A 17,379-nucleotide genomic window follows, 5' to 3' on the forward strand; every position below is an offset into this window, starting at 1 on the left:
CCGGTTTGAAAAGCATCTGTTGCCCTTTCCCGGCGCGCGGATGGAAATGCGAGCCCCGTCCTGATTTCGCGCCCGTTCAAGGAAACGAGGCACATGATGACACGATCCCGAACCGTTGCTCCGGTTGAAGAGCTGAAAGCGCAGGCGAAACGCCTGCGGGAAGAATTGAAGACGAAGGGCGTTTCGCTGTCGCACAGCGCGGCATTGGAACTGCTGGCCCATCAGCATGGTGCTCGAGACTGGAACACCTTGCATGCAATGGCCGGAAACCGGATGCATCTGCGCGTGGGTGATCGGGTCGAAGGGCGCTATCTGGGTCAGGCGTTCACGGCCGAAATTCGCGGTATGACCATGCTGGGCGATGGCGCGCGCCGCCGAGTGACCCTGCATTTCGACACGCCGGTAGATGTGGTGCGCTTTGACAGTTTCTCTGCATTTCGGCAACGCGTCACCGGAGAGATCGGGTGGGACGGTCGGTCCCTACGCCACACGTCCGATGGCGAACCCCAGCTTGTGGTGCGGCCCGTATAAAGCGTTATGGGCGAGGCAACCGCGTTGCCCCGCCCAATCTGTCTGCTTCGCGGATTAAGTTACTCTGCGGCCCAGCCGCTGACGGCTTTGACTTCAAGGAAGTCCTCGAGACCGAAGACGCCGCCTTCCCGCCCGTTGCCGGATTGCTTCATGCCGCCGAATGGTGAGCCCGCGCTGCGCGATTGTCCGTTCATTTCGACCATGCCCGACCGCAGAGCCCGCGCCATGCGGTTGGCTCGCGCACCATCCTGTGTCTGAACATAATTCGTCAGGCCATAGGGCGTATCATTGGCGATTTCGACAGCTTCCTCTTCGGTGTCGAAGGGGATCATGGTCAGAACGGGGCCAAAGATTTCTTCGCGGGCGATGGTCATCTGGTTGTTTGCATCGGCAAAGACCGTGGGGCGGACATAGTAACCCTTGTTCAGCCCCTCAGGTCGTCCGGTGCCGCCTGCAACCAGCCGCGCCCCTTCATCGATGCCCTTCTGGATCAGGTCCTGAATTTTGCTCCACTGAACGTCATTCACAACCGGACCGATGTGGCGACCTTCCTCTGAGGCAGGGCCAACCTTGACCATGTTTGCAACTTCGGCCGCGGTTTCCACAGCCTTGTCATAGATCGGGCGCTGCACCAGCATCCGGCTGGGGGCATTGCAGCTCTGGCCGGTGTTTTGCATCATGTGCAGCACCCCGCGCTTGACCGCTTTTTCATCCGCATCCTCAAAGATGACGTTGGCCCCTTTGCCTCCCAGTTCCAGATGTACTTTCTTGAGGGTATCAGCCGCGTTTTTGGAAATCGCGGTGCCTGCGCGGGTCGAACCGGTGAAGCTGACCATGTCCACATCCGGATGAGCCGAAAGCTGCGAACCAACACCCGCCCCGTCGCCGTTGACCAGATTGAACACACCGGGCGGGAAGCCTGCCTCGTCCATCATCTCGGCAAAGATCATCGCGTTCAGCGGGCTTTGTTCCGACGGTTTCAGAACCATCGTGCAACCCGCAATCGAGGCAGCACCCACCTTGAGCGTGATCTGGTTCATCGGCCAGTTCCACGGCGTGATCAGAGCGGCAACGCCAACCGCCTCGTAGATGATGCGATCATTCGGTGCATGATCCCCCAGCGGGCGTTCAAATTGAAACCCTCTGGCGGCGCGGATGAAGTTCTTCAGATGATAGATGCCGGCACCAGCCTGCGCCGAGCGCGCCAGATCGATCGGGGCGCCCATTTCAAGTGACATCGCCTGCGCCAGATCCTCTGACCGGCTTGCAAAGAGTTCGGCCAGTTTTTCCACCAGCGCGATGCGGGTTTCCACTGGCGTGGCCATCCAGCCTGGCAAGGCGGCCTTGGCTGCGGCAACGGCTGCATTCGTGTCGGCTTCGGCCCCAAGCGAGATTACTGCGCAGGGCTCTTCGGTCGAGGGGTTGATGACCTCGAAGTCATTGGGCTGCGACGGGGCGACCCACTGACCGTTAATGTAGAAATCCCGCTTTTCGATCATCCTGAGCCCTCCTGAAGGTTCGCCTGAAGCCAGCTGTTCGGGGCCACTCTGTCACCCATGCACAGGCTGAGCAATAGTGAATTTGATCAAATTTTTTTCCGGTCAGGCTCACGAAATCCGTATCTCTGGATACGATGGCTGGTTTAACCTGCGCGCAAAGTGATTAGGTTCCAGACGACCGACTCAGGTTTTTCACAGAAAAGGAGATGCCCCATGGGTTTGCGTATCAACGACACCGTTCCGAATTTCACGGCAGAAACGGATCAGGGCACTATTCAGTTCCACGACTGGATTGGCGACAGCTGGGCCATTCTGTTCTCGCACCCAAAGGATTTCACACCTGTTTGCACCACCGAGTTTTCGGCCGTTGCGCAGTTGAATGACGAATGGGCCGCGCGCAACACCAAGGTGATCGGCGTTTCAGTCGATGGTGTCGAAGACCACAAGAAGTGGAAGAAGGACATCGAGGAATACGGCAAGGCCAACCCCGGTTTTCCGATCATCGCCGATGAAGGTCTGGCCGTGTCCAAGGCTTTCGACATGCTGCCCGCCGAAGCATATCTGCCTGATGGCCGTACACCGGCTGACAGTGCCACGGTGCGTTCGGTCTTCATCATCGGCCCGGACAAGCAGCTGAAGCTGTCGATGACGTACCCGATGACCGTGGGCCGGAACTTTGCCGAAATCCTGCGCGCGCTTGACGGGTTGCAGATGTCGGCCAAGGGGGTCGCGACACCTGCCAATTGGGTGCCGGGCGAAGACGTGATCATTCCGCCGACCGTGTCGAACGAAGACGCCAAGGCCAAGTTTGGTGAGTTCGAAACGATCTTCCCCTATCTGCGCAAGACCAAAGCGCCGTCGTAAGCCGGTTGCCGGGTCAGGGGGGCTGTCTGCCCCCCATCGTGCCTGCCGGCACGATTCCCCCCGAGGATATTTTTAGCCAGATGAAGCGGGCGGTTGTTGCAGGCCGGGCGACTGCCGGCATGTCCAGCGCGTGCTGCGTTTTTCGGGTTTTCCGGGTGCCCCCGCACCTGAGGCGCGAGGGCAAAAAGGGGCAGGAAACCGGAGAAAAACCTGACACCCGAAGCAATCAGAAATTATGGCGAAGTCCGAAACTGACGCTGAATGTATCCAGATCGTCCTCTACGTTGCCGGTCAAAGCTCCGTTGGGGCCAGGCGCTGCGACAGTACACAAAGGCACGGGCGTAACGGGCGTCAATCGTGAGCGTTGTCGACGCGTTGATGTCATATGCCACACCGGCGATCGGCTGGGCGGCCAAAGTGGTGTCGGTATCGTCCAGCGCCACACCCGGTCCATAAGAAAAACCCAAATACGACCAGGTGGTACCCAGACCAAACCCGGCAAACGGTGTCAGCGCACCGGTCTGTCTGAAATCGAACAGCAGATTGGCAATTACGAGGTCTGCGTGACGTCGCCCGAGCTATTGCCCCCGGGCCCCGGACCATTGCAGGTAAAGCTCACACCATCCACGTCACTGTCGCGATAAGACCCTTCCAACTCGATCCGCGTTCCGATGATGTCATTGGACCATTGCGGGATTTCCTTGCCTGTCGCGTGGCCCGGTCCGAAACCTGCGTCGAAATCGGTATCGACCGATTGCGTCGCGCCACCGATCGTTCCGGTGAAATCGCTGTCCTGTAGCAGGCTGTGGCCGATGAAGCCGTGAACATAGGTGCCGTCGCCCAGGCTCGGCGCGGCAAGCGCCGTTGCGCTGATCACCGGAGCCGTAGACGCGAGAATGAGGCGCGTGAACATAACCATCTCCAGTGTTCCGAAATCCGCATGCCGCGGGTGTGGGCGCGGCTGGCCAAAAGTGAAAGGCGCCGGGGCTTCACTTCACGTGTCTTTAGGAATGTGTGAGTGAATAGGCACGAGGGTATGCCACTGTTTCAGGGCAGACTGGCTGGTGGGTTTGGCACTACTCTGACCAACGGTTCTGACAGGAGTTCGTCGACAAAAAAACTGAGCAACTGAACCCTGCTGGAAACGCCCGCCTTTCGATAGACCGCAGCGCTTTGGGCCTTGATCGTCCCTTCTTTCGTCTGTCGCATTCCGGCGATTTCCGCGATGGAAAGACCCTTGATCGTCAGCATGGCAACGTCACGCTCAGCATCACTCAGCTGCCACTCGCTGAACTGGGTTTCGATGACCTGGGCAAAGGCCCCTTGCGCCACTTGCAGTTGCCGCTGCATGTCGCGCACCCGTCTGGACTGGGTACGGATCAGGGCGATCGTGGCGCTCAGGCCGCCGACAAGCGCCAGAGACAGAAACAGCTCGAACGAATGAAGGTGACGAAAGCCCGCGCCGTCGCCGCCCGTCCAATCCAGCAGCGCATCCGTCATGAAAAAGGCGGCGCAGAGGGCCTGCACCACCAGAAGGAGCCAGAGCAAAGACGTTTGAGGTACTTCCATGCGGCCCCTTGGACGTTGCAGGTTCAGTCGTCGTCGTCTTCGAGCTCGATGGCTGTCACCACCCCGTCCGTGTCAGACAGAACCAGTTCAGTTTCCACGCCATCCTTGGTGAGTTCAACCTCGATCTTCCCACCTTCGAATTCGATCTCTTCGATCTGGTACCCTTGGGCTTCCAGCGCCGCGCGGATATCGGCTTCGCTTGTGCCCAGTTTGTCACCCAGTCCGACATTGGCCAAAGCAAGAACCGGTGCGGTTGCGATCAATCCCGTCAGTGTCAGCAGTTTCAAGGTTTCCATATCGCATCTCCTTTTTGCGTTGTGGCGATGCGGTCGAACTGGGGATGGCAGAGGAGACCTGCGATTGGCTTTTGGTTGAAACGGGGCGAATTGAACCAAGGTTTATGCCATTTGCGGCCGTTTCCGCCCGTCAGGTTCAGGTTGCAATCAAATTGTGATAGTTTGTGTTGCGGATACATACGGGCATGTGACCAACGATGTCGGGCTTTCTGACTGTCTTGAACAGGAGAAGACCATGGCTTTTACAGATTGGTACGTCGAAGGGGAAAGCTTCGGAAACTGCAACTGCGGTTATGCTTGCCCCTGCCAGTTCGAGGAATTGCCGACGCATGGCGATTGCCGCGGCTTCGAGGTGCTTGAAATATCCAACGGATATTTTGGCGAAACGGATCTGAGTGGAACCAGGGCCGCCCTGATCTATGCATGGCCCGGGCCAATATTCGAGGGTGGCGGCGAAATGCAGGTGATCGTCGACCCCGGGGCCACAGCGGCGCAGCGCGATGCGCTGGAAAAAGTCTTTCACGGCGAAGAAACCGAAGAGATGGCAACGCATTGGTACGTGTTCCGGGCCATGTGTGAGACGGTACATGACACGTTGTACCTGCCGATTGAGCTTGCGATGGATATCGAAGGGCGAACGGCCAGCGTCGCCGTTGGTGACGTTCTAAAGTCGACCGGGCGCCCGATTCAGGCCCCGCATGGCGGCGGGGAACATCGCGTACGCATCGATATTCCCGGCGGGATCGAATTCACCATTGCCGAGATCGGCAGCGCCTCGACCCGAGCCGATGCGGCGATCAAACTGGATCTGAAAGACAGCTACGGCCAGTGGCATGTTTTGAAACATGGCCCCGGTGGTGTCGCGCACTGACCTGCGGTCAGGCGGCTTTCGCGGATTCATTGGGGCGGATCTTCCAGCCCGGAACCGCCAGATCCGCCGACAGCACCCGGACTTCGAAGGGTTTGAGGACCGGCAATACGGTTGAACCATAACCGCCTTCACCATTGGCCAGTTCCGGGAACAGTTCGAACAGTTCGCTTCGGGTGGCGGGTGACATTGCCTCAAGACTTGTGTCACCGGGGTAAAAGGACTCGGACCAGAGTCCTTCGACATTCACCAACTCATGCTGATCAAAGAGGATATGAATGTACTCCACCCCATGTGCAGGCGTTTCCTGAACGATGGTGTGCCCATTGATCAGCCCTTTTGCGGGGGCCAGCATGGCCGCTTCGCAATGCATCAGCTCCATCATGGCCGAGGTCACGGCAATCCGGTGCTGTGGGGAAATGACAAGATCGCGGGAAGGGCCGTTCGGCCCGAAACAGCCCGCCTTGATCCGTACAGGGGACAGGTGCGTGTTTCGCCGCAACTCGGACACGGACAACCGGCGCTTGCCGATCCAGCGGACCGGGCGGGCATGGCCGCCGGCGGTGATGACCGGGTCGCCGGGCTCCAGCGCCTCGACCCGGCGCAGTCCTGTCGGTGTCTGGATCAGAGATCCTGTGGTAAAACACACGAAAGAAGGCAAAGTGCTATAGGTAGAGGGCGGCGCGATGCCGGAAAAACTGGTGTCTGAAATCGTGTCATTCAGTTCGGCATGACCCGAAGTGACTATGATGTAACGCGGGTTTGAAAACTGGATCAGGATAAACGTGACCGGCGCGCCATCGACCGTGCCCGTATAGTTTTCGAAAGTACTGAAATTCTGGGTCGAGCCGGAAAAGCCGGGCAGAGACCCAAGGTCGAGTTGCGAGCTGCCATCCGGGTCGGGATCTTGCAGCAGGGCGTCATTATCCGTGACGTCGACAGAATACGCAGCAGTAATATCAACACTGCGGTTGCTGAACGGGTCTGCGCTGATTTCGTAAACAGTAATCGATGCCACGGTCGAACAGCTTCCTTGAAAACGGCAATATCCCCCTTAAGGTTGATCTAATACACGCAATAAGTGTTAATAATTGATTTACCAAAATTGCGCCGCAGTTAACCGTCCCGCTGCCGCGCAAACAAAAAGGCCCCGGTTGAAACCGGGGCCTTCCGCTGTCTGTCAGAGGGGCAGATTACTCTGCGTTTTCCTCTTTCTTTTCTTTCTTCTCAGGCACGATCTCTTCGCCGGTTTCCTGATCGACGCATTTCATCGATAGGCGCACCTTGCCGCGATCGTCAAAGCCCAGCAGTTTGACTTTGACTTCCTGACCTTCTTTCAGAACATCCGACGGATGGTTCAGGCGGCGGTTTTCGATCTGCGACACGTGGACCAGACCGTCACGCTTGCCGAAGAAGTTCACGAAGGCGCCGAAATCGACGATCTTGACGACTTTGCCTGTATAGATCTGACCTTCTTCAGGTTCTGCCACGATCGAATGGATCATGTCATAGGCCTTCTGGATCGACTCACCATCGGGCGAGGCGATCTTGATGACGCCATCGTCGTTGATGTCGACCTTGGCGCCCGAAACCTCGACGATCTCGCGGATGACCTTGCCGCCCGAACCGATCACTTCACGGATCTTGTCGGTCGGAATGTTCATGGTTTCGATGCGCGGGGCGTGGACCGAGAAATCGTTGGTCTCGGACAGGGCTTTGCCCATCTCGCCCAGAATGTGCATCCGGCCTTCCTTGGCCTGTGCCAGGGCGGTTTCCATGATCTGCGGTGTGATGCCGGCAACCTTGATGTCCATCTGGAGCGAGGTGATGCCGTTCTCGGTGCCCGCAACCTTGAAGTCCATGTCGCCCAGGTGGTCTTCGTCACCCAGGATGTCGGTCAGAACAGCGTACTCACCGTCATCTTCCAGGATCAGACCCATGGCCACACCGGCCACCGGCGCTTTCAGCGGAACACCCGCATCCATCATCGACAGCGAACCGCCGCAGACAGAGGCCATCGAGCTTGATCCGTTGGATTCAGTGATCTCCGACACCACGCGGATGGTGTAGGGGAAATCGGTCGGCGCAGGCAGAACCGCCTGAAGCGCGCGCCAGGCCAGTTTGCCGTGGCCCACTTCGCGACGGCCCGGAGGGCCAACACGGCCAACTTCACCCACCGAATACGGGGGGAAGTTGTAGTGCAACAGGAAGTTCGATTTGAAGTTGCCGTGCAGCGCGTCGACGAACTGCTCGTCGTCGCCGGTGCCCAGCGTGGTCACGGCCAGCGCCTGTGTTTCACCGCGGGTGAACAGGGCAGAACCGTGGGTCCGGGGCAGAATCGAGGTTTCTGCAACGATCGGACGGATATCGGTGGTCGAGCGACCGTCGATCCGCTTGCCGCCCCTGACGACGTCGCCGCGCAGAATGCCGGCTTCCAGCTTTTTCATCGCGGAACCGAGGTTGCCGTCTTCCAGCTGCTCTTCGGTCAGCGCCTCTTTGATCGCTTCGCGGGCAGCGGCAACAGCGGCGGTGCGTTCTTGCTTGTCGGTGATCGCGAAGGCGGCGCGCATCTGCTCTTCACCGGCAGCCTTGACGGCGGCATAAAGCTCGGAATAATCCGGCGCCTGGAAGTCAAACGGTTCTTTCGCGGCTTCTTCCGCCAGCGAGATGATCAGGTCGATGACCGGTTGGATCTGCTCATGCGCAAAGTTCACCGCACCCAGCATTTCCGCTTCGGACAGTTCGTACGCTTCGGATTCCACCATCATCACGGCGTCTTTGGTGCCGGCCACAACCAGGTCCAGACGCTGTTCGGGGTTCAGGCGCAGGTCCTGCATGTCGTCCACGGTCGGGTTCAGGACGTATTCGCCATCCACGAAACCAACACGGGCACCGGCAATCGGGCCCATGAACGGCGCGCCGGAAATGGTCAGAGCAGCCGAAGCAGCAATCATCGCAACGATGTCGGGATCGTTGACCAGATCGTGGCTCAGCACGGTACACATCACCAGAACTTCGTTTTTGAAGCCGTCAACGAACAACGGGCGGATCGGACGGTCGATCAGACGCGCGGTCAGCGTCTCTTTCTCGGTCGGGCGCGCTTCGCGCTTGAAGAAGCCACCCGGCACCTTGCCGGCGGCATAGTATTTTTCCTGATAGTGCACGGTCAGCGGGAAAAAGTCCTGACCGGGCTTCTGTTCCCTGGCGAAGGTCACGTTGGCCATGACGCTGGTTTCGCCCAGTGTGGCAATCACGCTGCCGTCGGCCTGACGGGCAACCTTGCCGGTTTCCAGTGTCAGCGTCTCTTCGCCCCACTGAATTGATTTTTTCGTTACATCAAACATATGCGTATCCTAGATGGGAGCACTCCCGCCCCTGCGGGTCTCCCGTTTTGCGTGGCGGCCCCATTGCCGCCGACCCCAATTTATCTTCCATTCGAGTGCCGGGGTCAGGGCACAACGTCTCAGATACCGCGCGCATACATGAGAATGCGTTGGAAGGAAAGCGAAACTGCATCGGATGGCTGGTTCATGCCGGGGCTGGCTTCTGCTGTGTCCGGTGCAAAAGATTCAAGCCTGAACAACGATCAACCTGTAAAGTCGCTGTTATTTTTCGGATACGGGGCCACGGAAATCCGGAATTGACTGTAGCGCTAACATATTGGCAATCGAATGCATTTTGTAAAAATATGAAGGCAGTATAAGCTTTTATCATGAAGCCCGCGGTCGAAATGACGGAAACGCGCCAAGGGGGTTAACAAACTCATTCCCGTCCGCCGACCGAGTACCTTGGCGTTTGCAGTCAGCGAACAGAAGGGCAATCGAATGGCACAGACAAAGAAGATGCTGGATCCGGATCCCCGGATTTACGACTTCGAAACGGAATACGAACTGGGGCAGGACAATGTCCGGCCGTTTGGCTTGGACATCCACAACCCGGTCTTTCTGATCTCGAGTATTATGATCTTTGCGTTCGTTCTGATCGCATTGGCCAACCAAGAGGCGGCGGCCTCGTTCTTCGGATGGCTCCGGCCCTGGCTGACCAGCACGTTCGATTGGTTTCTGGTCCTTTCGGTTGATGCAATCACCCTGTTTTGCCTGGTTTTGATCATCCTGCCCGTCGGCAGTGTGCGGATCGGCGGCAAGGACGCCAAGCCTGATTATTCCTACGCCGGATGGATCGCGATGATGTTCGCCGCCGGTATTGGTATCGGTCTTTTGTTTTTCGGAGTGATGGAGCCGGTCTATTACAATTTTGCCGAGGGCGGAAACGCGGCACCGCTGGGCATTGATATCGCGGTGCCTGGAAATGAATATGCCGGTGTCGTCGGAACCATTCACCATTGGGGGCTGGAAGGCTGGGCGGTTTACGCCGCAGTCGGCCTGAGCCTAGCAATCTTCAGCTACAACCTGAACCTGCCCCTGACCTTGCGTTCGGCATTCTATCCGATCCTTGGAGAACGGGTCTGGGGCTGGTGGGGCCATATCATCGACACGTTGGCGGTTTTTGCCACGTTGTTCGGATTGACCACATCGCTCGGTCTGGGTGCTCAGCAGGTTGCGGCTGGCCTTTACGAGGTCTTCGGCATCGAACCCAGCCCCACTGTGGTTGTCTTGCTGATCATCGGCATTACGTTGATTGCGCTGGGCTCGGTTCTGCTGGGCATGGATGCGGGCGTCAAACGGCTGAGTGAGATCAATATGGTCATGGCCGTGGGGCTGTTCCTTTTCGTCATCGCTGTAACGGGCATCGGCACGGCCATTGCACGATACTTCAGCGTGATGACCGACTACGTGCTGCACCTGCCCGCGCTGTCGAACCCGTTCGGACGAGAAGACACCAGCTATTTCCACGGTTGGACGACCTTCTACTGGGCGTGGTGGATCGCATGGTCACCGTTTGTTGGCATGTTCATTGCCCGCATCTCGAAGGGGCGAACTGTGCGCGAGTTCATAATCTGCGCGCTGCTGGCGCCGACAGCCGTCTGCGCCCTGTGGATGTCAACCTTCGGCGGCGCCGCCATCGACATGTTGAACGCAGGCGGAGCGGAAGGCGTCCGCGCGACCGTGATTGACAGCTACGCCCCCGAGGGAGCGTTGTTCGGCTTCCTGAAGGAACTGCCGCTGTACAGCATCGTAGCCCCGATCGCGCTTGTCCTGATCGTCATCTTCTTCGTCACTTCGTCCGATTCAGGGTCGTTGGTGATCGACACGATCACCGCAGGCGGCAAGATGGACGCGCCCGTGGTTCAGCGTGTGTTCTGGTGCACATTGGAAGGCCTGGTTGCCATCGCATTGCTGTTGGGAGGCGGACTGTCCGCATTGCAGGGCGCGGCGGTTTCAACCGGCATCCCCTTTACGCTGGTGGTTCTGATGATGTGCTACTGCCTGTGGCTGGCGTTGAAATCAGAAAAAGCGAAAATGTGAAGGCGCGCATTCTTCCAGGATCGAGGCGCCCATCGATTGGTGGGCGCCTTCGGTTTTGTGAAGCCAGCGTAAGGTGAAATGATCTGCGCGGTGTCTTGACCGCAATCATACACCCGCCAGCGCGAACAAAACCGCAAGGGTCGGGCGCAGCGTTGGATGCCGGATGCCGAACACCCGGGCGCAGGTTGTCATTGAAGCCGGGAAGCTGCCAACTTTGCGTTGACCGGGAAAATGCCCGCTTTGCCGCGTGTTCCGGGACGCTGCTATTGCGTTGACATTGAATACTCAGAATAGGACGTTCACGCGAAGAAAACCGCTTTCAGCCACCCTTCGGAGGAACAAGTGTCAATTGTTGATGTCCTGGCTGCGCGCCTGATCGAAGATGTCAAATCCAATTACCTGTCAGGACGCTTTCTGATGCTGGGGCGGCAGGATTGGATCGGTGCGCGCCGGTCTACGTCCGCCGCATTGTTCAGGGAAACCTTGCAGAAATACCTGCCCGGAGTGGCCGAAGCTGACCTTTGCAACCCGGATGATGGATACTCGGAAACATTCTTTCGAAAACTTGGATTCTCGGAAGTGGATTCGCTGGATTTTTCGGACTTCGAAGGTGCGAGCATCGTTCAGGATCTCGCGGGGGATTTGCCTGAAAATCTGGTTGGTCGGTTTGACGTTATCTATGACGGTGGAACCTGCGAGCACGTGTTCGATTTGCCGACCGCCTACCGGAACATTGACAAGATGCTGAAGCCCGGGGGTGTGTTTATCGCACATTCGCCATCGAACAACTGGATCAATCACGGCTTCTATCAGATTTGCCCAGAGATCGTGTACGGCTTTTGGGTAAACGCCATGAACTATGAGGCTCTGAAATGCGTGTGGCAGCCATTGAGGCCATACGCTGCTCGTGACGTGGTGAAAATGACGGACCCCAACAAGACAAAGAAACGTCCGCGACCGCTGGGAACTTTTGGTCCGGGATTGCCTGTTCTTCTGGATTATGTGGTTCGAAAACCTGTTGCCGGCACCAAGACAAGTGCAAGTGTGTCGCAAAGTGACTATGCCACGCGTTGGGAAAACACGCAGAAAGCCTAAAACCAAGTGCCGCAACGGACATTCCCTGACCGTCGGGGAATGTCCAGCTGCTCTGGCAAGTTAAGGGGGGTATCGCTTGCGGTGGATCCAACGGAAAACGCCCGCCGGTTGGCGGGCGTTGAACCGGAATACCCGGTTTCATGTCATCTGCAAAAAAGCGTTTAGCGGCGGATGCCCAGCTTTTTGATCAGGTCCTGGTAACGTGCTTCTTCTTTGCCTTTCAGATAGTCCAGCAGCTTACGGCGCTGGGCAACCATCTTCAGCAGACCGCGACGACCGTGGTTGTCTTTCTTGTGGGTCTTGAAGTGCTCGGTCAAAGTGGTGATGCGCGAGGTCAGGATGGCAACCTGTACTTCAGGCGAACCGGTGTCGCCCTCTTTGGTTGCGAATTCTTTCATGACGCGTGCTTTTTCTTCAGCAGTGATCGACATCGGGGTCTCCTTCAAAGGTTAGAGTTGATGGCGCAGGCCGGGATGTCGTCCAGCACAGGCCCATGGAGAATACCGCACCGATTCCGATGCGGATGGGCGCGTATAGGCGCATTTTCACCAAATGGCAAAGGGAATTTGCGGGATCAGACCATCTGCCCGTACTGGGCCAGTTGCGCTTCGGTGATCAATTGAATGTCGGCCACCGACATACCTTCGGCCCCGTATACCTGCGCCACTTCCTGACCGTTGATCATGACCCGCGTCAGGTTGGCATTTTCCGCGTCGGGTTCCACCTCAATCTCCGGGGCGGCCTCATCCTCCCAGGTGACAAGCAGCTTGTCCTCGCCGGGTTGGAAGCCCATGACGGTGACGTCTTCGTCACCCGGGCTCAGCACGATGTCATCGGCGCCCTGCCCACCGGTCACCACATCCCCGCCGCCTGCCACAATGGTGTCGTCACCGTCGCCGCCGTTCAGGAAATCCTTTTCGGCTGCGCCCTCTTCGATGCCAAAGACAAAGTCGTCGCCGTCGCCGCCAAAGACCGTATCTTCACCTGCGCCACCGTTCAGCGCATCGTCTCCGAACCCGCCCTGCAACGCGTCATCATCGGCCCCGCCCGTCAGAGTATCGTCACCCTGACCGCCGTAAAGCTCGTCTTCGCCTTCGCCGCCATCCAGGGTGTCGTCCCCGAAATGGCCGAACAGGGCGTCGTCCCCCTGATTGCCGAACAGAAAGTCGTCATCCGCCTCTCCGTGCAGAACATCATCACCCTGACCGCCCGCAATCGTGTCCGTACCGCCGCCCCCGTGCAGAACGTCGTCGCCCTGGCCGCCGTCGATGGTGTCATCGCCGCCAAACCCGTTGACCTGGTCGACACCGTCCTGACCGGTGATCTGGTCCGGGCCATTGCTACCGGCAATCACGAGATCTCCTTCGAATTCAGAGATTACGGTTCCAGTGGATGGGGTTTCGATGTCGGGGTTTACCGGGTCTTCGACGTTTTCGCCAATCTCAAGAAACTCTCCGGTGTCGGGTTCAGTTTCTGCGTCATCATTGGGGTCGTCCTCTGATACGTCCTCGTCTTCGATCAGCATGTCGCTCATCGCGTACGCGGCACCGCCGATGGCGGCGAGTCCGATCAATCCGGCCAGAAACATGACACCTCTCCGATCGCAGAATGCTCCGAGGGTGAACATCCCACGCAATCGGCGGTCGGGTCAAAGTCAAGTTATTGAAATGGTTAATACTTTATCACCATTGCTCGGGCTGTTGGCTGTAGGCGATATAAAGCGGGTGCTTGGGGTGGCCGTCTTTGGTCAAGCCCAGATGGAACAGCGGCTGGCCGGTCCGGCGCAGCAGGGTTTCCACCGCCGGGCCCCGGTCCAGATGCGCACCATGGGTGCCCCAGGCGGCGATGACCTGATCGGCCCACCGAACACCTTCCAGAATGGCGGCGTCATTTTCCGGGCCTACCGGATCGGCAGCGGCACGCATCTTGCGCGGATCGGTGTCGCGCCAGGCAAAGATGTTGGTCACCTGAAACGCGCCGAACCCCAGCGCCCGGGCACGGCGTTCGCAGCGTTCCACCGTCGGGTCGTTCTGCACTTCGGTCGCGGTAGACGGGTTCAACATGACAAACAGCGCCTTGCGCCCTGCCGGGTCCCACACACGGGTCAGGCTATAGCGGTATTTCTCGCAGTCGGAATAGATGGCGGTCGAGGGCGCATCGCCCTTGGTGTGCGTTCGGGTGATCATGCTTTTCGCCTAACACGTGGTTCAGGCGGCGAACACCCGGCTGGGATGCAATTCGCCCGATTTGTAAACCCCCACGGCCACGGCCTTGCCATCCAGCGAGGCCCATGCCTCGTCGCCGTATTCAACATCCGAGGCCAACACCATACCCGGGTTGCCATTGCGCAGGCGGGTTGCACCTTCGGGGGTGCATTTGAGCTCGGGCAGGTCCGACAGGCCGGCTTCCAGCGGGTGCAGATAGTCGTCCAGCGCCGTGGTCTTTGCCATTTCGTCGATCTGTTCGATGCTCAACCCGTCTTCGGCCTCGAACGGTCCGGACCAGATCCGGCGCAGTTCCCGGACGTGGCCGTGGCATCCCAGCGCTTCACCCAGATCGCGGGCGATCGAGCGGACATATCCGCCCTTGCCGCAGGTCATCTCCAGCACCACGTGATCTGCGTCGGGGCGGTCGACAAGGATCAGTTCCTCGACCCAAAGGGGCCGTGCTGTCAGTTCAACGTCTTCGCCATCGCGGGCCAGTTTATAGGCGCGCTGGCCGTCGATTTTCACGGCGGAAAACTTGGGCGGAACCTGCATGATGTCGCCCAGAAACGGGGTCAACGCCTGCTTGATGTCTTCATCTGACGGACGCGCATCGCTTTCGGCAATCACTTCGCCCTCGGCATCGTCAGTGTTGGTGGACTGACCCAGACGGACAGTGAAGGTGTAAGCCTTCAAAGCATCCGTGATGTAGGGAACGGTCTTGGTCGCCTCACCCAGGGCCACGGCCAGAACGCCGGTGGCCTCGGGGTCCAGCGTGCCCGCATGGCCTGCCTTCTTGGCATCCATCGCCCAGCGCACCTTGTTGACCACGGCGGTCGACGTCATGCCCGCGGGCTTGTCCACCACCAGCCAGCCGGAAATGTCGCGACCCTTGCGTTTGCGTCCCATAAAGCACCTTCAATCTTGCTGAGGCGCGCGACCTAGCGGATCGCCATCGCCCTGTCAATTTCAAGGTGCGTCTTCGACCACACCCACGATCGGTCCCAGCGAAAACCCGACATCGGACCGATTGTTCGCGCGGTCATACATGCGAGAGATATTGCCGTCGAAGAACAGCGCATTCGGAGTTTCCAGCACGTCCCGGAACAGGCGGCCGAATTCGTGGAATGTGACGTAATCTTCGGAAATCGCAAACACCGCCCGGGTGCCATCGGCGCTGGTGCCCACCCCGTTGCGCACATAGTGCGAGGTCGAATCGGGCAGGAACCGGGGATGCAACTCGCCATCGATCACCAGCATCGGGCCGGATTGGCTGGCGAACCGGCAGTCGGGGGCCTGATCGAGGAAATCCAGCGTCTCGAACACATCAGCCCGGCCCTCGCGGATGCAGAACACGCCGTTGGGCAGCAGGCCAAAATTGCCGGGGCCGGGGTTGGAGATCACCCGCATGACCTCTTTGCCGTTCTCGACATAATGGCCGACGGGCGACCGGTCATCGTGATACATGCCCGCGTTCATGGCAAAGGCCAGACGCTTGCCGCCGGGGGCCAGCGCCTCGTTCACCGACGAGAAATGCCCCAGCAGATCCCCGTTTTCGTCGTTGAGAAACAGGCGCAGGTCTTCGTTTGCCGCGTCGACTTCGCAGACGGTATAGCGCTTGTCATCATAGGTCAGCTTTTCGCAAGTGACCGCAGAGGCTTGCGCGGCCCAGACAACCGCGCCCAATGTGACAAGTGCCCGGATCACTCGTCCAGATCGCGGCGCACCGCGTCCTGTTCGAACATGCGGCGGGTGTCGTCCAGACGGTCGAACGTGTCATCAAGGCGGAACCGCAGATCGGGCGAGAATTTCAGGCCGACCTTCTTGCCAACCATGCGCCGAAGTTCACTTTTGTTGCGGGCGAGCAGATCGATCACGTCCTCCTGCCCCTTGCCGCCCAAGGGCAGCACATAGGCGGTGGCGATTTTCAGATCGGGCGAGGTGCGTACCTCACCCACTGTGATCGACATGCGGTTCAGGTCGGGGTCGTGGACATCTCCGCGCGCCAGAACCTCGGACAGGGTGCGGCGGATCAGTTCGCCGACGCGCAGCTGTCGTTGGGACGGGCCGGGGCCATCGTGGAATTTGTTCTTTGCCATAATCCCCGATCTAAGCGCAAACCGGGGCTTTGCCAAGCGGGCGCGAACGGGGTAGGAGGCTTTGAGCAGTTTGCAGCAAGGGAATACCGCCATGACCCATATTCCGGGGATCGTCATCACAGGGGCTTCGGGCCGTATGGGGCAGATGCTGATCAACACCGTAACCGACAGTGATCAGGCGCGTCTGGTCGGCGTGGTCGAGCGCACGGGGCATGACTGGGTCGGTCAGGATGTGGGCGAAGCCATGGGTGGCCAGGCGCTGGGCGTCAAAGTTACCGATGACCCGCTGGAAGCCTTCGCGCAGGCACAGGCGGTGATCGATTTCACCGCACCCGAGGCGACGCTGGGCTTTGCCGCTTTGGCCGCGCAGGCGCGTTGCGTGCATGTAATCGGGACAACCGGCATGACGGATGAGCAGATCGCCGCGCTGGAACCGGCCTCGCGCCACGCGGTGATCGTGCGGGCAGGGAACATGAGCCTTGGCGTCAATCTGCTGGTGCAACTGACCAAGAAAGTCGCGGCTGCACTGGATGAGGATTTTGATATCGAAATCATCGAAGGGCATCACCATCACAAGGTGGACGCACCATCCGGCACTGCTCTGATGTTGGGCGAGGCCGCTGCCGAGGGACGCGGCGTCAAACTGTCGGAGGTGTCCGACCGGGGTCGCGACGGCATCACCGGTCCCCGCAAACGCGGAGATATCGGTTTTCATGCCATACGCGGCGGCGACATCGTTGGTGAACATGACGTCCTGTTTGCCGCACCCGGAGAGCGCATCGTCCTGCGCCATCTGGCCAGCGACCGCGCGATTTTTGCCCGTGGTGCGCTGAAGGCGGCGCTGTGGGGGCAGGGGAAGGCGCCGGGCCAATATGACATGGTGGATGTGCTGGGGCTGTGAGCCATAGACGAAGCGGTCGCCGACGCT

General features: G+C 59.0%; 18 protein-coding genes. 6 read left to right on the plus strand and 12 right to left on the minus strand.

The window, feature by feature from the left end; genetic code table 11:
• Nucleotides 1-93 precede the first annotated feature (93 nt).
• Nucleotides 94-531 (plus strand): glyoxalase superfamily protein, encoded by a 438-nt coding sequence (locus tag AC2FFD_RS14775; protein WP_496873451.1) that lies wholly within the window; start codon nt 94-96, stop codon nt 529-531.
• A gap of 59 nt (nt 532-590) precedes the next feature.
• Here the strand turns inward: AC2FFD_RS14775 and AC2FFD_RS14780 are convergent, their stop codons facing one another.
• Nucleotides 591-2,030, minus strand: a complete 1,440-nt coding sequence (locus AC2FFD_RS14780; protein WP_496873452.1) for an aldehyde dehydrogenase family protein — start codon at nt 2,028-2,030, stop codon at nt 591-593.
• A gap of 213 nt (nt 2,031-2,243) precedes the next feature.
• Between AC2FFD_RS14780 and AC2FFD_RS14785 the strand changes: the two genes are divergently transcribed.
• Entirely contained in the window at nt 2,244-2,894 is a 651-nt protein-coding gene (locus tag AC2FFD_RS14785) for a peroxiredoxin (RefSeq protein ID WP_117871788.1), read from the plus strand.
• 550 nt (nt 2,895-3,444) lie between these two features.
• Here AC2FFD_RS14785 and AC2FFD_RS14790 read toward each other — a convergent pair.
• From AC2FFD_RS14790 to AC2FFD_RS14800, 3 genes are all read right to left on the minus strand, one after another.
• Nucleotides 3,445-3,807, minus strand: a complete 363-nt coding sequence (locus AC2FFD_RS14790) for a hypothetical protein (protein WP_480685866.1) — start codon at nt 3,805-3,807, stop codon at nt 3,445-3,447.
• 134 nt (nt 3,808-3,941) lie between these two features.
• Complete coding sequence (locus AC2FFD_RS14795) at nt 3,942-4,463, minus strand: helix-turn-helix transcriptional regulator (RefSeq protein WP_496873453.1); 522 nt, start codon at nt 4,461-4,463, stop codon at nt 3,942-3,944.
• Between the two features lie 23 nt (nt 4,464-4,486).
• A complete protein-coding gene (locus AC2FFD_RS14800; RefSeq protein ID WP_496873454.1) occupies nt 4,487-4,759 on the minus strand; it encodes a PepSY domain-containing protein in 273 nt (90 codons plus the stop codon).
• Nucleotides 4,760-4,994: 235 nt separating this feature from the next.
• On the opposite strand from AC2FFD_RS14800, the gene AC2FFD_RS14805 reads away from it, so the two are divergent.
• Complete coding sequence (locus AC2FFD_RS14805; protein ID WP_257599504.1) at nt 4,995-5,630, plus strand: DUF1326 domain-containing protein; 636 nt, start codon at nt 4,995-4,997, stop codon at nt 5,628-5,630.
• Between the two features lie 7 nt (nt 5,631-5,637).
• Here the strand turns inward: AC2FFD_RS14805 and AC2FFD_RS14810 are convergent, their stop codons facing one another.
• Entirely contained in the window at nt 5,638-6,645 is a 1,008-nt protein-coding gene (locus AC2FFD_RS14810; RefSeq protein ID WP_496873455.1) for a Hint domain-containing protein, read from the minus strand.
• A 175-nt stretch (nt 6,646-6,820) separates the two neighbouring features.
• Complete coding sequence (pnp, locus tag AC2FFD_RS14815) at nt 6,821-8,971, minus strand: polyribonucleotide nucleotidyltransferase (protein WP_425079984.1); 2,151 nt, start codon at nt 8,969-8,971, stop codon at nt 6,821-6,823.
• A 480-nt stretch (nt 8,972-9,451) separates the two neighbouring features.
• Here pnp and AC2FFD_RS14820 point away from each other — a divergent pair, with 480 nt between their 5' ends.
• Together AC2FFD_RS14820 and AC2FFD_RS14825 are read left to right on the plus strand one after the other, a co-directional pair.
• Complete coding sequence (locus AC2FFD_RS14820; RefSeq protein WP_170346692.1) at nt 9,452-11,053, plus strand: BCCT family transporter; 1,602 nt, start codon at nt 9,452-9,454, stop codon at nt 11,051-11,053.
• 342 nt (nt 11,054-11,395) lie between these two features.
• On the plus strand, nt 11,396-12,148 hold the full coding sequence (locus AC2FFD_RS14825; RefSeq protein WP_496873456.1) for a class I SAM-dependent methyltransferase: 753 nt from the start codon (nt 11,396-11,398) through the stop codon (nt 12,146-12,148).
• A 161-nt stretch (nt 12,149-12,309) separates the two neighbouring features.
• Here the strand turns inward: AC2FFD_RS14825 and rpsO are convergent, their stop codons facing one another.
• The 6 genes from rpsO to rbfA all read right to left on the minus strand — a co-directional run bounded on the left by rpsO (nt 12,310) and on the right by rbfA (nt 16,451).
• Nucleotides 12,310-12,579 carry a 30S ribosomal protein S15 gene (gene rpsO, locus AC2FFD_RS14830; RefSeq protein WP_152459381.1) on the minus strand — a complete coding sequence of 90 codons (270 nt, stop codon included), beginning with the start codon at nt 12,577-12,579 and terminating at the stop codon, nt 12,310-12,312.
• Between the two features lie 143 nt (nt 12,580-12,722).
• Nucleotides 12,723-13,736, minus strand: coding sequence for a calcium-binding protein (locus AC2FFD_RS14835; protein ID WP_496873457.1), 1,014 nt, complete (start codon nt 13,734-13,736; stop codon nt 12,723-12,725).
• Nucleotides 13,737-13,830: 94 nt separating this feature from the next.
• Nucleotides 13,831-14,334, minus strand: coding sequence for a DUF1643 domain-containing protein (locus AC2FFD_RS14840; protein ID WP_170346689.1), 504 nt, complete (start codon nt 14,332-14,334; stop codon nt 13,831-13,833).
• Nucleotides 14,335-14,355: 21 nt separating this feature from the next.
• Nucleotides 14,356-15,261: a tRNA pseudouridine(55) synthase TruB gene (truB, locus tag AC2FFD_RS14845; protein WP_496873458.1), complete on the minus strand. Its 906-nt coding sequence runs from the start codon at nt 15,259-15,261 to the stop codon at nt 14,356-14,358.
• 60 nt (nt 15,262-15,321) lie between these two features.
• Nucleotides 15,322-16,059: a phosphodiester glycosidase family protein gene (locus tag AC2FFD_RS14850; RefSeq protein WP_170346687.1), complete on the minus strand. Its 738-nt coding sequence runs from the start codon at nt 16,057-16,059 to the stop codon at nt 15,322-15,324.
• On the minus strand, nt 16,056-16,451 hold the full coding sequence (gene rbfA / locus AC2FFD_RS14855) for a 30S ribosome-binding factor RbfA (RefSeq protein WP_152459376.1): 396 nt from the start codon (nt 16,449-16,451) through the stop codon (nt 16,056-16,058). Before rbfA ends, AC2FFD_RS14850 begins: the two co-directional genes overlap by 4 nt.
• 91 nt (nt 16,452-16,542) lie before the next feature.
• Here rbfA and dapB point away from each other — a divergent pair, with 91 nt between their 5' ends.
• Nucleotides 16,543-17,352, plus strand: coding sequence for a 4-hydroxy-tetrahydrodipicolinate reductase (dapB, locus tag AC2FFD_RS14860; protein WP_170346686.1), 810 nt, complete (start codon nt 16,543-16,545; stop codon nt 17,350-17,352).
• Nucleotides 17,353-17,379 lie beyond the last annotated feature (27 nt).

It is taken from the genome of Ruegeria sp. YTSC002 (genome assembly GCF_059609845.1).

Excerpts from the sequence above, each read along its gene's own strand:
- AC2FFD_RS14775 (WP_496873451.1), top strand. The coding sequence starts at position 94 with ATGATGACACGATCCCGAACCGTTGCTCCGGTTGAAGAGCTGAAAGCG.
- AC2FFD_RS14780 (WP_496873452.1), bottom strand. The coding sequence starts at position 2,030 with ATGATCGAAAAGCGGGATTTCTACATTAACGGTCAGTGGGTCGCCCCG.
- AC2FFD_RS14785 (WP_117871788.1), top strand. The coding sequence starts at position 2,244 with ATGGGTTTGCGTATCAACGACACCGTTCCGAATTTCACGGCAGAAACG.
- AC2FFD_RS14790 (WP_480685866.1), bottom strand. The coding sequence starts at position 3,807 with ATGTTCACGCGCCTCATTCTCGCGTCTACGGCTCCGGTGATCAGCGCA.
- AC2FFD_RS14795 (WP_496873453.1), bottom strand. The coding sequence starts at position 4,463 with ATGGAAGTACCTCAAACGTCTTTGCTCTGGCTCCTTCTGGTGGTGCAG.
- AC2FFD_RS14800 (WP_496873454.1), bottom strand. The coding sequence starts at position 4,759 with ATGGAAACCTTGAAACTGCTGACACTGACGGGATTGATCGCAACCGCA.
- AC2FFD_RS14805 (WP_257599504.1), top strand. The coding sequence starts at position 4,995 with ATGGCTTTTACAGATTGGTACGTCGAAGGGGAAAGCTTCGGAAACTGC.
- pnp (WP_425079984.1), bottom strand. The coding sequence starts at position 8,971 with ATGTTTGATGTAACGAAAAAATCAATTCAGTGGGGCGAAGAGACGCTG.
- AC2FFD_RS14820 (WP_170346692.1), top strand. The coding sequence starts at position 9,452 with ATGGCACAGACAAAGAAGATGCTGGATCCGGATCCCCGGATTTACGAC.
- rpsO (WP_152459381.1), bottom strand. The coding sequence starts at position 12,579 with ATGTCGATCACTGCTGAAGAAAAAGCACGCGTCATGAAAGAATTCGCA.
- AC2FFD_RS14835 (WP_496873457.1), bottom strand. The coding sequence starts at position 13,736 with ATGTTTCTGGCCGGATTGATCGGACTCGCCGCCATCGGCGGTGCCGCG.
- AC2FFD_RS14840 (WP_170346689.1), bottom strand. The coding sequence starts at position 14,334 with ATGATCACCCGAACGCACACCAAGGGCGATGCGCCCTCGACCGCCATC.
- truB (WP_496873458.1), bottom strand. The coding sequence starts at position 15,261 with ATGGGACGCAAACGCAAGGGTCGCGACATTTCCGGCTGGCTGGTGGTG.
- rbfA (WP_152459376.1), bottom strand. The coding sequence starts at position 16,451 with ATGGCAAAGAACAAATTCCACGATGGCCCCGGCCCGTCCCAACGACAG.
- dapB (WP_170346686.1), top strand. The coding sequence starts at position 16,543 with ATGACCCATATTCCGGGGATCGTCATCACAGGGGCTTCGGGCCGTATG.